The 14,061-nt window shown below is 28.5% G+C and carries 15 protein-coding genes; 5 read left to right on the top strand and 10 right to left on the bottom strand.

Annotated features, from left to right (window positions below):
* Nucleotides 1-167: 167 nt before the first annotated feature.
* Nucleotides 168-590, bottom strand: a complete 423-nt coding sequence (locus tag B3630_RS14055; protein ID WP_346899206.1) for a carboxymuconolactone decarboxylase family protein — start codon at nt 588-590, stop codon at nt 168-170.
* Nucleotides 591-727: 137 nt separating this feature from the next.
* On the opposite strand from B3630_RS14055, the gene B3630_RS14050 reads away from it, so the two are divergent.
* The gene (locus B3630_RS14050; RefSeq protein WP_346899204.1) at nt 728-1,174 is read left to right on the top strand and encodes an Lrp/AsnC family transcriptional regulator; all 447 of its coding nucleotides are present in this window, start codon (nt 728-730) and stop codon (nt 1,172-1,174) included.
* Between the two features lie 715 nt (nt 1,175-1,889).
* Here the strand turns inward: B3630_RS14050 and B3630_RS14045 are convergent.
* The 5 genes from B3630_RS14045 to B3630_RS14025 all read right to left on the bottom strand — a co-directional run bounded on the left by B3630_RS14045 (nt 1,890) and on the right by B3630_RS14025 (nt 5,729).
* Complete coding sequence (locus tag B3630_RS14045) at nt 1,890-2,336, bottom strand: MOSC domain-containing protein (protein WP_346899202.1); 447 nt, start codon at nt 2,334-2,336, stop codon at nt 1,890-1,892.
* Between the two features lie 18 nt (nt 2,337-2,354).
* Nucleotides 2,355-2,834, bottom strand: a complete 480-nt coding sequence (moaC, locus tag B3630_RS14040; protein WP_346899453.1) for a cyclic pyranopterin monophosphate synthase MoaC — start codon at nt 2,832-2,834, stop codon at nt 2,355-2,357.
* A 21-nt stretch (nt 2,835-2,855) separates the two neighbouring features.
* Nucleotides 2,856-3,866, bottom strand: coding sequence for a GTP 3',8-cyclase MoaA (gene moaA / locus B3630_RS14035; RefSeq protein WP_346899200.1), 1,011 nt, complete (start codon nt 3,864-3,866; stop codon nt 2,856-2,858).
* 23 nt (nt 3,867-3,889) lie between these two features.
* Nucleotides 3,890-4,393 carry a MogA/MoaB family molybdenum cofactor biosynthesis protein gene (locus tag B3630_RS14030; RefSeq protein ID WP_346899198.1) on the bottom strand — a complete coding sequence of 168 codons (504 nt, stop codon included), beginning with the start codon at nt 4,391-4,393 and terminating at the stop codon, nt 3,890-3,892.
* 745 nt (nt 4,394-5,138) lie between these two features.
* Nucleotides 5,139-5,729, bottom strand: coding sequence for an MgtC/SapB family protein (locus B3630_RS14025; protein WP_346899196.1), 591 nt, complete (start codon nt 5,727-5,729; stop codon nt 5,139-5,141).
* 141 nt (nt 5,730-5,870) lie between these two features.
* Between B3630_RS14025 and B3630_RS14020 the strand changes: the two genes are divergently transcribed.
* Nucleotides 5,871-6,125: a hypothetical protein gene (locus B3630_RS14020; protein ID WP_346899194.1), complete on the top strand. Its 255-nt coding sequence runs from the start codon at nt 5,871-5,873 to the stop codon at nt 6,123-6,125.
* Nucleotides 6,126-6,196: 71 nt separating this feature from the next.
* Here the strand turns inward: B3630_RS14020 and B3630_RS14015 are convergent, their stop codons facing one another.
* From B3630_RS14015 to B3630_RS14000, 4 genes are all read right to left on the bottom strand, one after another.
* A complete protein-coding gene (locus B3630_RS14015; protein WP_346899192.1) occupies nt 6,197-6,832 on the bottom strand; it encodes an HAD family hydrolase in 636 nt (211 codons plus the stop codon).
* A gap of 35 nt (nt 6,833-6,867) precedes the next feature.
* Complete coding sequence (locus B3630_RS14010; protein WP_346899190.1) at nt 6,868-7,194, bottom strand: hypothetical protein; 327 nt, start codon at nt 7,192-7,194, stop codon at nt 6,868-6,870.
* Between the two features lie 144 nt (nt 7,195-7,338).
* The gene (metG, locus tag B3630_RS14005; protein ID WP_346899188.1) at nt 7,339-8,985 is read right to left on the bottom strand and encodes a methionine--tRNA ligase; all 1,647 of its coding nucleotides are present in this window, start codon (nt 8,983-8,985) and stop codon (nt 7,339-7,341) included.
* Between the two features lie 475 nt (nt 8,986-9,460).
* Complete coding sequence (locus B3630_RS14000) at nt 9,461-9,835, bottom strand: YbaN family protein (RefSeq protein ID WP_346899186.1); 375 nt, start codon at nt 9,833-9,835, stop codon at nt 9,461-9,463.
* A 654-nt stretch (nt 9,836-10,489) separates the two neighbouring features.
* On the opposite strand from B3630_RS14000, the gene B3630_RS13995 reads away from it, so the two are divergent.
* The 3 genes from B3630_RS13995 to B3630_RS13985 all read left to right on the top strand — a co-directional run bounded on the left by B3630_RS13995 (nt 10,490) and on the right by B3630_RS13985 (nt 14,003).
* Complete coding sequence (locus B3630_RS13995; protein WP_346899184.1) at nt 10,490-11,116, top strand: TrkA C-terminal domain-containing protein; 627 nt, start codon at nt 10,490-10,492, stop codon at nt 11,114-11,116.
* Nucleotides 11,117-11,302: 186 nt separating this feature from the next.
* Nucleotides 11,303-12,427 carry an ABC transporter ATP-binding protein gene (locus tag B3630_RS13990; RefSeq protein ID WP_346899182.1) on the top strand — a complete coding sequence of 375 codons (1,125 nt, stop codon included), beginning with the start codon at nt 11,303-11,305 and terminating at the stop codon, nt 12,425-12,427.
* A gap of 4 nt (nt 12,428-12,431) precedes the next feature.
* On the top strand, nt 12,432-14,003 hold the full coding sequence (locus tag B3630_RS13985) for a glycine betaine ABC transporter substrate-binding protein (protein WP_346899180.1): 1,572 nt from the start codon (nt 12,432-12,434) through the stop codon (nt 14,001-14,003).
* The last annotated feature ends 58 nt before the right edge of the window (nt 14,004-14,061 follow it).

Below are 14,061 nucleotides of genomic sequence, written 5' to 3'. Positions count from 1 at the left end.
ACAATATAAACTTTTTTTGACTAGACCCTAGGGTAGTAGATTATGATTTATGTGAAGCTATAATATCAGTATTTTATCTATAAAAGTATATAAATATGGAACTGCTTTAAATATTAAACAGCTCCTTTGTCAATACTTAAGCACTAACTTATCTTGAAATAAATCTTCTAAAAATATATTGGACAGCTAGGCTCCAAATCAAGTAAAGCTCCGAACCTTTGCGATGCTGTAAAAAAGCAAATTAAAGCAAAAAGTTCTGAGATCTCCTTCTCATTAAACAATTCCCTTAAATCTTTAAAAACCTCCCCTGGCAAAGGTATATTGCTCGAAATCATATCTGCAATCTTTGTTGCCATTAATATTCTAACATCTTCTATATCTTTAGAAGGCTTTCCCTTTGCCATACAATATTTACATCCATTATTAAACGCAAGAGTACGTCTTACTTCTTCTTTTAATTCATAACTAAAAGTTGTAGATTTTAAAAAGCTCATTTCTAGATTAGTCCACTCTTTCATTATATCATTATTATATCCAAGTAATTGTTCAAAAGGTGTTATCCCTTCATTTGAAAAATTTATTTTTGCCATAAATCTTCTCCTTTATTAGTTAACTCTTATTTTATAAATATTATATACAACTAAAATTGAATTTTGTACTTCATATGACATATAATAAAATTAGTATATGTATTATATATAACAATAAAAAGGAGAAAATATTTCAAATGAAATTTGATGAAATTGATGCAATGATTCTATCTGAACTAGAGAAAAATAGTAGATTATCCATAAGAGAATTGTCAAAACGAATTAATTTATCTCCATCTTCTGTTACAGAGAGATTAAAAAGACTTGAAGATAACAGAATCATAGAAGGCTATACTATTAGCATAAATAAAAAAAATCTTGGACTATCTATTAATTGTATAATTAAAGTTACCATGAGAAATGGCGAGTATGAACGGTTCAAAAATTTTATTAAAGACTACAATTATAGTGAATGGTGCTATAGAATTGCTGGAGATGGTTGTTTTCTTGTTAAACTTTCAGTTAAAGACTTAGGTGAAATTGAGGAATTTATTAATGAAGTATCTCCTTATGCAATAACTAGCACTAATATCATATTCTCAGAAGTAGCCATAGACAATTCTATAAATGAGTTTTTAATATAAGTTTTTACTCTGTCCATAGTTTCAATGTTAAAATAGTATTACATTATTTATTTTTAGGAGGATTATATAGGGAAAAAGATATTAAGGTAATAAACAGATTCACTGTAGATAATGGCAAAGAGTGAGTTGCTATAAACGCTCATCCTTCTGCATATGACAAAGGTGGTGCTATACGTAAAGTACAACTTGGATATATTAAATCTATTTTAGAAGAAGAATATTCGAAAGGAAGCTATGTAATTATAGGTAGCGATTGGAATCAATAAATTCCAGGTACTAATGCCTTCGATTTTACTACTACTGAAAAATGGCCTGAGTGGTTACAAGATATTCCTGAGGATTTTGTTCCCAGCGGTTACTCTTGGACTTATGACAAGACCATTGCTACTTCTAGAACTGTAGCTACTCCTTATATTAAGGGTGAAAATCTAACTTCAACAATTTATGGTTTTCTAGTATCTGATAATATTGAAATTATTTCTACTAAAGGTACTGATCAAGATTTTAAATACTCTGATAATAATCCTGTTACCGTAGTGTTTAGATTAAAATAAGAAAAGGAAACTTCCATGAACTACATATAATTCATGGAAGTTTCCTTTTGTAGAGTTAATTATAGCTTATATCTTTCTAAAGAATTCGGATTTTAAACTCATAGCTCCCAAACCATCAATTTTATAATTAATGTTATTACAAATTTCAATTATAGTTTAACTCAAGCTTTCCAATACTTAATTACAGAAATCTCATCACCAGGTTCTATCCATCCTTCTTCTAATACTTGAGCAAAAATTCCCTCTCTAGGCATAACACATTCCCCTGTGGTCTTCATTATTTCACAGCCCTTATGACATTCTTTCCCAATATGTGTCACCTCCATAATAACTTCTCCAATAGAAAGCTTTGTTCCTATGGGCAGTTCATATAACGTTATTCCTTGTGTTGTTATATTTTCTGCAAATATTCCTGGGACTAATTCTTTACTTATTTTTCCTCTAAGCTTATCTATGCTTTCATCTCCTAATAAACTAACTTGTCTATGCCAATTACCACCATGAGCATCTCCTTCTAATCCGAAGTCTATCTTAAAGAAACCTCTTTTTATAGGTTTTTTTATAACCCCTTTCTCAGTACTTATATTTATACTAATAACCTTTGCCATAGTCATCTTCTCCTAACTTTAAAAATAATTAATCTCTCCAGATTTTCCACCAATCTTTCGAAGCAGCCTAATATCACTTATAACCATTGATTTATCTACTGACTTACACATATCATATATAGTTAATGCTGCTATGGATACCGCTGTTAAGGCTTCCATTTCTATTCCGGTTTCCCCTATTGTTTTAGTTGTAGCTATTATATCTACCTTACTTTTCTCATAATCTAGTTGAAAGGTAATATTACACCCTGACATCATGATAGAATGACACATGGGAATTATATCTGAAGTTTTCTTTGCTCCCATTATCCCACCCACTTGAGCTACGGAAAGTACATCTCCCTTTATAATTTCCCCTTTGTCTATTTTTTCTAAAGTAGATTTCTTGAGATAAATAGAACCACAAGCTATTGCCTCTCTATCTGTCTTTTTCTTTTCACTAACATCTACCATTCTAGCTCTTCCTTGCTTATTTATATGAGTGAATCCTTCATCTATTTGAACATCTTTAATCATAAGTTATCCTCCTATTTGAAACATTTGCTTATTGCTTCTACTTTTTCCTTCCATAGATAGTCTATGTCCTAATGGCTTATTATACATAACTCCTAAAATCTTTTTCTTAAGAATACTATATTCTCTACTTTCTCGTAAATCACAGTATGATAAATTATATTTTTTTAATAAATCTCGTACATCTGATATAATATTAACTTCCTCTTCACCATGCAAACAAGACTTAATTCCACCTTCAGCAGTTAATCTAACTCTATTACACTCACTACAAAAATTACAACTTATAGGACTAATAAACCCTATTCTCCCTTTTCCCTTACTACTTTTATAAAGTTCTGCCGTTGAAGATACTCTATGATCTTCAGGTATAAGATTAGGATGTGACTCTACTATATTCTTATAGGGTATAAAATGATTTTTAAATAACTCTGTACCTGCTCCTATAGGCATTAATTCTATAAACCTCACATCTATAGGCATTTTCTCTGCAATTTTAATAAACTCATCAACCTCGTCTAAGTTTATACCTTTCATAAGCACCACATTAATTTTCACCGGGTTAATGCCCTTATCTAAACATACTTCTATACCTTCTTTAACTTTTTTAAGATATGATCGTCCTGTTATTTTTTCATACTTATCTTCCTTTAATGTATCCATACTAACATTAACTCTATTTAACCCGGCCTTCTTTAATTCCTCTATTTTATCCTTCAAAAATATGCCATTAGTAGTTAAAGATATATCTTTAATTCCTTTAACTTTGGATGCATTATATATAATCTTAGAAATATCCTTTACAATCAACGGTTCTCCACCAGTAAATCTAACTTTCTCAATGCCATATTCAGCAAATATTCTAATAATTAAATCTATTTCTTCTATAGACATTTTTGAACTAACATAATTTTTATTACACTTTCCTTCTGGCATGCAATACATACACCTTAAATTGCACATATCCGTAAGAGACACTCTTAAATAATTTATGTTACGTCCATGGGAATCTTTCATAAATACTCCTCCCTTTATACTCGCTATAAATCAACTTTATTCCTAGCACATTCTGAAGCTTCTCCAGATAAAATCTTTAGTCCATGATCTAAAGATGGTAAAATAAATTCTATATTTTCTTTAGCACCTCTAGGACTTCCTGGTAGATTTATAATTAAAGATTTCTTTCTAATACCTGCAATTCCCCTAGACAGCATAGCTCTTGGTGTTATTTCCATAGACTTCATTCTCATAAATTCTCCAATACCAGGTACATACTTTTCTATAATTTGTAAAGTTGCCTCTGGAGTTACATCCCTCTTCGAAAATCCAGTGCCTCCATTAGTAATTACCAAGGGTATATTTAATTTATCACATATATATATAAGTTCTTTTTTTATATCTTCAACTTCATCAGGTATAATTTTATAATAATAGACTATATATTTATTTTTTTCTAAATACTCCCTTAACACTTGCCCTGTTTCATCTATACGCTGTCCTTCAGAACCTTTATCACTTATAGTTAAAATTGCAGTTTTTTTCATACTATAACCTCCATAAAGTTATTGTTAATTCAAATATTTAGATAAATATAATTTTTATATTAAACGCAAAATTATATGCTGACTATCTCCTCAGTTTTTATTAATATCAATTATATCACATTTATTATATTTTATGTAAATATATTCAATTATTTTTTTCAAATTGTATATTGTAAAAATAATTAGATTCCCAACTTTTATTTTCTACAACATAACTTTTAATACATAAATTTAATTATAAATTTTATATTTATTTAAATTAATTTCCTGATATAAACCTTCTACAAATGTAAAATATAATTATATATTACACTTGTAAAAGGTAACAATAATGATTAATGCTTTTTCAATCAATTTTAATGGAGGTGTAGATAACATGAAAAAAAATTTAAAAATATTTTTGATAAGCAAAAAACTTAGTGGTATCTCCTGTTAATTCTTCTAATAGTACTACTTTAGAAGAAGGTCAAAAAATATGGGATGAAATAGATATTGACTATGTAAAAATCCGTAATGCTAAAGTAAGAAATAATAAAGGTTATTACGAACTAAAAATAAACGTTAAAGAACCAGGAAATTCTGCCTTCGATAAAGATATAACCGTCAGGTGGCTATATATTTTTTATAGTAAAAAAGTAATAGTTGGGTTGCAGAGGGACTTATGTCTGGTGGTAAACCAGATGAAAGCTGATAGAATACTATTTATGGTGGTTAATACTAATATTATAAAGCCAATAAGTAGAGACTACTCTCTACTTATTGGCTCATTTACTTTCTCGTATAAAGTTATAACATCCTCACTATTTTTTCCTTCAGCAATATTATAATCTTCATCAACCTCACCTTCCTTTTCTTTTTTCATAAACCATATTTTCCACCTTGTATCTTTTTGTATAACTCTATCAGCCTTTTTAAATAAGCTTAGTATTATAAATATGATTAAGGCTGCTGTTAATGATAGTGCATAAAGTCCTCTTCCTACTGCTAAACCTAAGCATGCTACAGTCCAAAGAGTTGCAGCAGTAGTTAATCCCCTTACAGACCCCTTCTCTCTTAAAATTGTACCCGCTCCTAAAAAACCAACACCGCTTATTACCTGAGCTCCTAATCTAGCCGTATCAACTTTTAAAACTTCAGCATACATAGGATTTTCAGCCATAATCATGATTTTTTGTAGATCATACTCTGCTATTAAAGAAATAATTGTAGCACCTAAGCATACTAACATATGAGTTCTAAACCCTGCTGGACTATTTTTAAATTCCCTTTCATATCCAACAAGCCCCCCCACTATAACGCCTACTATAAGCCTTTCTAACACTACTATATAATCCATAATTCCCTCCCCATCATAGTATAATTACTTATATTATATTCATAGGTTTAATATTGTTTAAAAAAATGTTATAATTACTTTACAACTTAAAGGCAAGGAGGATTTTAGATAACACTTTAAACTTATCTAAATAACAGTTATATGAAAAAAAAAGAAAAATTAATTCGTATAATTACTGGAATAATCTGTGGATTATCTGTATTATCTTTAATAGTTACTATTGTCTCATCTATTTCTATGCTTTTAGGACTTGACGTTAATATTCAATCAAAATTATTAACTTTAATAAGCACATCTGATATTATATCTACTGAAATATCATCTTTACTCATACTTATTTGTATGTCCATTGGAGTTATTGTTTGCTTAAATATAAATAAAAATTCAACTAATTAGAATAGTAATATTAAAAACTAATCCCAATGAAAAAATTATATATTTTCATTGGGATTATATATTTTTATTGTCTAAAGATATATATCTACTAGTTCTGGAAACCTATCTATTTTATAATCATAATCTTCCACATCCCCAAATCCATAAGATGCATACACAAAAGGTATTCCTGCTAACCTAGCTGCATTTCTATCCCCTTGTGTATCCCCAACATATATAGGATTCCTTAAATTATTTCTATTAATTATAATATTTATATTTTCACCTTTTGTAAGTCCTGTTCTCCCCGGGTGTTCAAAATCTATAAAATATTTTTTCATGTTATGGGCATGAAAAAAAGCTTCTATATATCCATGATGACAGTTACTAACTATAAATAGCTTATATTTTCGTGAAAGTTTCTTTAAGGTTTCTTCTAGTCCTTGAAAAAGGATTCCTCCATGAAGCGGTAAATATTCATTTTCTTTCTTACAACAACAATTCATGAATTCAATTGCTCGCTCCTCTTGTAAATTTGGAAGAAGAGCCTTTACTATATCTATAACTGGTACACCTACTACTGACTTTAATTTTTCCTTTGTAATTATTTCATCTATATCATTAAAATCCTTTATAGCTTCATTCCATATTTCTACAATAGCATCTAATGAATCCCACATAGTTCCATCTAAATCAAATATAATGCTATCTACTTTCTCTAATAACATAAACTCACTCCTAAATATCTTATTTTCATTAGTAATTATTCATAATTTCGCTCCAAGTAAACTATTTTTTTGCCATGTTCCTTTGCATATTCAATTTCACTTCTAGTGCTGTAGCCTATATACCCATTCTTATTTATAACAAAGATTTCATCAGCCATATCAATTTTTCTTTTATGAATATCATCTAGCATGATTTTAACTTCATCTGTAATTATAGTGTCAAATTCACCATCTGCATGACCAAACAATCCTACTGATATTACAATTATTTCCTGAAGAGTTAACTCCTTTTGAATTTTTATAAAATCCTCTTTAAACTTCGTACTTCCACATAAAGTTACTACTTTATATTTATCCACCATTTTATACTCACTTCCCAACTCTTAAATGTAAAACTATAGTAAATTATAAGTTACCATTCTTACAAAAGAAGTTATCAAAAATTTTAATAATAAACTAACATATAAATTATATCATAATATTCTAAAATATTTTGTTAATGGATATTAAGTAGATTTAACATCTTTGCTATATTGTTCTAATTTACTTAATTCTTCATCAACAATACTCTTTTCTAGTCTTTCAAATAAAACATGAAAATCACTTATATTTACTCCTGAATTTAATTGAATCTCTTTCCACCTATTTTCTTCGCAATAAAACCAACTTTTAATCTTTTCTGAGGACTCTGGCAAAAATGGATTTAGAAGATTTGCTAGGTTTACAATAGCATATAAACAATTATAAATAGTATTTTCACACTGTTTATTATCCTGTTTTATTGTAATCCACGGCATTTCTTCATCAAAATATTTATTTATACTTCGTATAAATGTAAATATTCTTCCTATGGCAGATTTTAAATTTCCTTCTTCTATATTTTCCCCAATATTTTTATATAATTCTTCTATAGTACTTTTAATTGACTCTTCAACTTTTCCTTTTGGTACCTTGCTATTAAAATTCTTCTTAGTAAATACCAAAGTTCTATTAACTAGGTTTCCGTAAACTCCCAATAATTCACCATTATTTTTATTTATGAACTCCCTCCAAGTAAAATCAATATCTCTTCTTTCTGGTCCATTTGCAATAAAGAAATATCTTATTAAGTCACTATTATATCTATCTACTATATCTGGTACCCAAATTGCCCAGTTATTACTTGTTGATATTTTCTTTCCTTCTAAAGTCACATATTCACTAGAAATAACCTTATCTGGATTTCTCTCTGGTCCTGTTCCTCTTAATAATGCTGGAAGTATGATTGTATGAAATGGTATATTATCTTTCCCATGAATATAATATGAAATACTGCTACTATTCCAATAAGCACTACAATTTTTATTATTCTCTTTTTCCCACTTCTCACTTACAGTTAAATACCCTAATACGGCATCAATCCATACATATACTTTCTTATCTTCGAACCCTTTAATTGGTATATCTATTCCTATATCTAAATCCCTAGAAATAGCTCTATCTTTCAAGCCTTCATTTAAATATCTTTGTGTACTATTTACTGCGTTTATTCTCCAGTTTTTTCTAGACCTTTCTAAATGCTTTCTAAGTCCTTTTTCAAAAGTAGATAATGCAAAGTATAATTGTTTAGTAGATTTTACTACTGGCTTACTACCACATAATTTACACTGCCTATCCTTTAACTCTAAAGGATCTAGAAGGGTTGAACAATTTTCACATTGATCACCTCTTGCAATACTATTGCAATGCGGACATACTCCCTCTACATATCTATCTGGTAGAAATTGCTTGCAATCCTCACAATAAACTTGACTAACTTTTTTTTCATATATTAATCCTTTTTGATATAGACTTGTAATTATCCTTCTTACTTCTTCTTTATGCTGATTATCATCAGTTCTTGAATAACAATCATAGCTAAAATTCAACTTATCAAAACAATACTTAAATTCGTCATGATATCTATTAGCTATAATTTCAGATAGTACACCCTCTTTTTTTGCTCTAATAGAAATAGGTGTTCCGTGACAATCACTTCCTGAAATATATAATACATCATCCCCTTTTGCTCTATAATACCTAGCTATAACATCTCCAGGCAATAATGCTGCAATATGACCTATGTGCAATGAACCATTGGCATATGGCCATGCTCCTCCAATTAAAATATTCATTATACTCTCCTCCTCTTATACTATTTAATTTTTTACTTCTCCAAATCATAAATTTGGAGTAAAACTAAAAAACTCCCGCTCCTAAGAAATTAATCTTAGGAACGAGAGTTAAAACTTCGTGTTACCATCCTACTTCATTTACATTTCACAATATAAATCTCTTCAAGTACGCTATAATTAAAATTGCTTACTTGAAACTTACTCCATGACTAGTACATAGATAAAATTTCTCATAAAAATCCTGTTTATAGTTATACTCTATCACTATTACGGGTGAACCCGTTGCAGCCTTAATATTAAATCTCGGTGCACTGCTCCAAGGCCATTTTCACTTTAATATCCTTTGCTTCTTCTCACCAATAAAAGCTCTCTGTATAAGTATTCCTAAAGTTACTTTCCTTTTCTTTGCATTTAGCTATTATACTTATAATTATATATATATATTTAGCAACTTGTCAATTGAAGTTTAAAACTATTAATTATTAATAGTTTTTATTACAAATAAAAAATAGTAATATTTAATTATTATCATCAAAACAATCATGGATTTTATAACTAAACTATCTAAAATTATCAGTGGAAATGCCATCATAAAATCAGCAAATAACAATATAGTCATCTTTTGTTTTAAAGTCATTGCTTTTTCCTTTACAAAACTATCTAGGTGTTTTTTATATATCTTTGTATTCTTGAACCAAAGATCAAATCTCTCAGACCCTTTTACAAAGAAAAAAGAGGCTAACAGCAAAAATGGTGTTGTAGGGAGTATAGGCAATACAATTCCTATAGCTCCAAGTGTAAAACATATCAACCCTATAGATACGCATATAAACTTTTTACACTTATTCATAGTAACTCCCTTCCTAAATCCTTATAGAGATAATCATTTTAATATGTATACATTATAATAACCAACAATTAATTTCAATATATTTTATCAATTATTTTTTCTATTTTAATCATTTAAATCCTTATCTTTAATAAGCAATATAAAATCAGAAAAAGCCTACCATCTATATGGTAGACTTTTTCTGTCTGTGTCTTGTTTAATGTCTAGTTCTTTTAAAATTATAGGGAAATTTTAAATGAAACTAATTATATATATTAAATTGTTAATATATAGCATAAAAAATTTGTTCTATAATGTTATTATAATACAAAATACTAAAATTTCAAAATATATTTTTCTACAAAACTTTAATTTTTTTTATTTAGTCTTTTATTACAATATAATAGAATATATACTATTAATATCGTCTATAGAAATACTAAAATTAATTTTAATATCTTCTTTAAAATGTTGTTACGTTCAAAAAGTAAACTTACTTCCTACAAAGTGTAAACGTTTATGGAAGATGTTAATTAAAGTATATCACTATTATATTCTATGTCAATTCATTATAATAAAGTGGAATGCTGATTTTATTTGTACTAATATATACTAATTTAAAATTAAATATGATATATTTAATTTTGTTATTAATATAGTTATAGGAGAATTATTATGGAAAATAAATTTAAAATAACAAGCCCTAGATATCAACAAATAGCTGCCGATGTTGCAGCCAAAATCGTTGATGGTCATTATAAAGTTGGTGATAAGATTTATGCAAGATCTTCTCTTGCAAGTCAATATGGTGTCTCATCTGAAACCGCAAGGCGTGCTATTTGTGTATTATCAGACTTAAATATTGTGGATACTTCCAAAGGTAGTGGAGTTACTATAAAGTCCTACGAAAATGCTATAAAATTTATTAAACAATATGATAATATTAATACTATAAGTAATCTAAAGCAGGATATTATTGATAGTGTTGAAAGACAAAAAAAAGAAATAAAATTCTTGTATGGATGTCTTTCTGATCTAATAGATAAAACTGATAGATTACGCTCTGTAAATCCATTTACACCATTTCAAGTAGAAATAACATCTGCTACACCATATATTAATAAATCTGTATCTGATATAAACTTTTGGCATAATACTTCAGCAACAATAATTGCAATTAGAAGAAATGACTCTTTACTTATATCGCCAGGACCATACGCAGTTTTTCAAGAAAATGATATATTTTATTTTGTTGGAGATGAAAATTCTATTGAGCGTGTAAAAAAATTTTTATATCCGTAATTTAAATTATTTGTAATAAACTTGATATAAATTAATAAGGCTATCTCAAAATAATTTATTAATCTTTGCTAGTATATGAACTAAGATTAATATTATTTTGGAATAGCTTATTTTTATTTTTTGAATTTGACAAAGTAACAACTTGCATTTATAATTAGGTTGTTACTTTACAAAGGAGGATTTACATTGATAAAATTCGAGAATATTTCAAAAAAATTTAAAAATACTACTGTTCTTTCTGATGTCTCTTTTGAGATTGAAAAAGGTAAACTAGTAGCTATTATAGGTGAAAGTGGTTGTGGAAAGACAACTACACTGAAAATGATTAATGGTCTCATAACACCAACTTCTGGTAAAATCTATATTAACAATGAAGATATTGCCACTAAAAATGTAATAGATCTTAGAAGAAATATGGGTTATGTTATTCAGCAAACAGGTTTATTTCCTCATATGACCATAAGAGAAAATATTGAACTAATACCAAAAGTTCAAAATAAAAATCCTGAAGATATCACACAACAAACATATGATTTAATGGACATGGTTGGTCTTGATTGTGATAAATTTCTTAATAGATATCCTGTAGAACTTAGTGGAGGACAACAACAAAGAGTAGGTGTGGCAAGAGCCTTTGCCACTAATCCAGATATAATATTAATGGACGAGCCATTTTCAGCTCTTGATCCAATTACTCGTTCAAGTTTGCAAGATGAACTTGTGAATTTACAATCAAAACTAAAGAAAACTATTATATTTGTAACTCACGATATGGATGAAGCTATAAAAATATCAGATAAGATGTGCATCATGGATAAAGGTAAAATTATTCAATACGATACACCTGAAAATATATTGAAAAATCCTGTTAATGATTTTGTATCACAATTTGTTGGTAAAAAAAGAATATGGACCTCTCCTGAATTTATTAAAGCTGAAGATATTATGATAGAAAATCCTATAACTTGTTCTAAGGATCTATCAATATTTAAATGTATAGAAAAGATGCGTTCATACAAAGTTGATAGCTTAATGGTTGTTGATAACAAATCAAAAAAACTGCAAGGAATAGTAAAGGCAAAACAAATGCGATCAATTGATGATAAATCAATTCAAGTCAGTTCTATTCTTAACAATAATTATATTTATGTTTCTCCAAACGATACTATAATTGATATTTTAAAAATTGTAAATGAGAATAATATTTCCACAGTTCCTGTTTTAAATGATAGTAGCAGTCTTATTGGATTGATTACTGAAAGTAGTCTTGTTACAACGCTAAGTCAACAATATATAGAAGAGGAGGCGTAGTAATATGAATATTTTAGAATACATTTTACAAAATAAAACACAAATCATATCATTATTGATTGAGCATATCAGACTTACTGCAATTTCAGTTGGCCTAGCAATTTTAATAGGTGTTCCCCTAGGAATTCTAATTTCCTATGTCAAGAAGTTAAATAAACCAATTCTTGGAGCAGCAAATATTATTCAAGCTATCCCTAGCATGGCTTTATTAGGATTTTCCATACCATTTCTAGGTATAGGAACTCTCCCTGCAGTTACAACAGTAATTCTATATTCCTTGTTGCCTATAATCAAAAATACTTATACTGGGATTTCTAATATTAACCCACAGACAATTGAAGCCGCAAAAGGAATAGGATTGACAAAATTTCAAATTCTAACAAAAATTCAAATTCCATTAGCTCTCCCTGTTATAATGGCTGGAGTTCGAATTTCTTCTGTTACTGCTGTTGGCTTAATGACCATTGCTGCCTTTATAGGTGCCGGTGGATTAGGTTACCTTGTATTCTCCGGAATAAGAACTGTAAATAATAATCAAATACTAGCTGGTGCAATCCCAGCATGTATACTAGCTTTAGCTGTAGATTTTCTAGCTAGTATTGTTGAAAAACTAACAACTCCAATCAGTTTACAAAAAGTTAAATCTAATACAAAAAAAGATTTCATGAAAACTCGTAAAATACAAAAAGGAATATTAGCAATCTCAAGTATTTTTATTATTCTAATATTTATATTTTCTGCAATTACTAATGTTAATACTAACTCAAAAGTAATTACTATAGGGAGTAAAGATTTCAGTGAACAAATGATATTAGGCCACATGGTTTCAGATTTAATTGAAGAAAATACGGATATTTCAGTAAATCGTAAAATAAATCTTGGTGGTACTCAAGTATGTTTTTCTGCTTTAAAATCTGATGACATAGATTTATATATTGAATATAGTGGGACAGCTTATGGAGATACCTTAGGTAACCCTCCTATAAGTGATATGAAAAAAGTATATGATACTGTAAAAAAAGATTTCAAAGAAAAATTTGATATTGAAGTTTTAAAACAAATGAACTTTAATAATACTTATACTCTAGCTGTTGAACAAGAAACAGCTGAAAAGTATAATTTAGAAAGCATCAGTGATCTCTCACCCATTGCTAGTAATCTAAAGTCTGGAACTACCTTAGAATTCTTAAATAGGGAAGATGGTCTTCCTGGACTAAATAAAAAATACAATTTTTCATTCAAAGATTCCATAGGCCTTGATGGTTCTCCTAGATATACTGCTTTAATCAGCAAAGAGGTAGATGTGGTAGATGCCTTTGCAACAGACGGATTGCTGAAGAAATTTAAACTAAAGACATTAAAAGATGATAAAAACTTTTTCCCACCCTATTATGCCATGCCTATAGTTAGAGGAGAAACTCTTAAAGAGTATCCAGAAATAATTCCTCTATTGGAACAATTATCAACTATCCTTAATGATGATATCATGATGGAACTTAATTATAAAGTTGATGAACTACAGATGGAACCTAATGATGTATCTCGAGAATTTTTAGAAAAACAAGGTTTAATATAAATATAATAACTTTTTATTACACCTAATAAGTTATAGATTAGATTTCAAATACAAGAGA

The organism is Clostridium sp. UBA7503, assembly GCF_002477055.1.
Lineage (GTDB): Bacteria > Bacillota > Clostridia > Clostridiales > Clostridiaceae > Clostridium_J > Clostridium_J sulfidigenes.
This window is presented reverse-complemented; position numbering and strand designations above follow the sequence as displayed.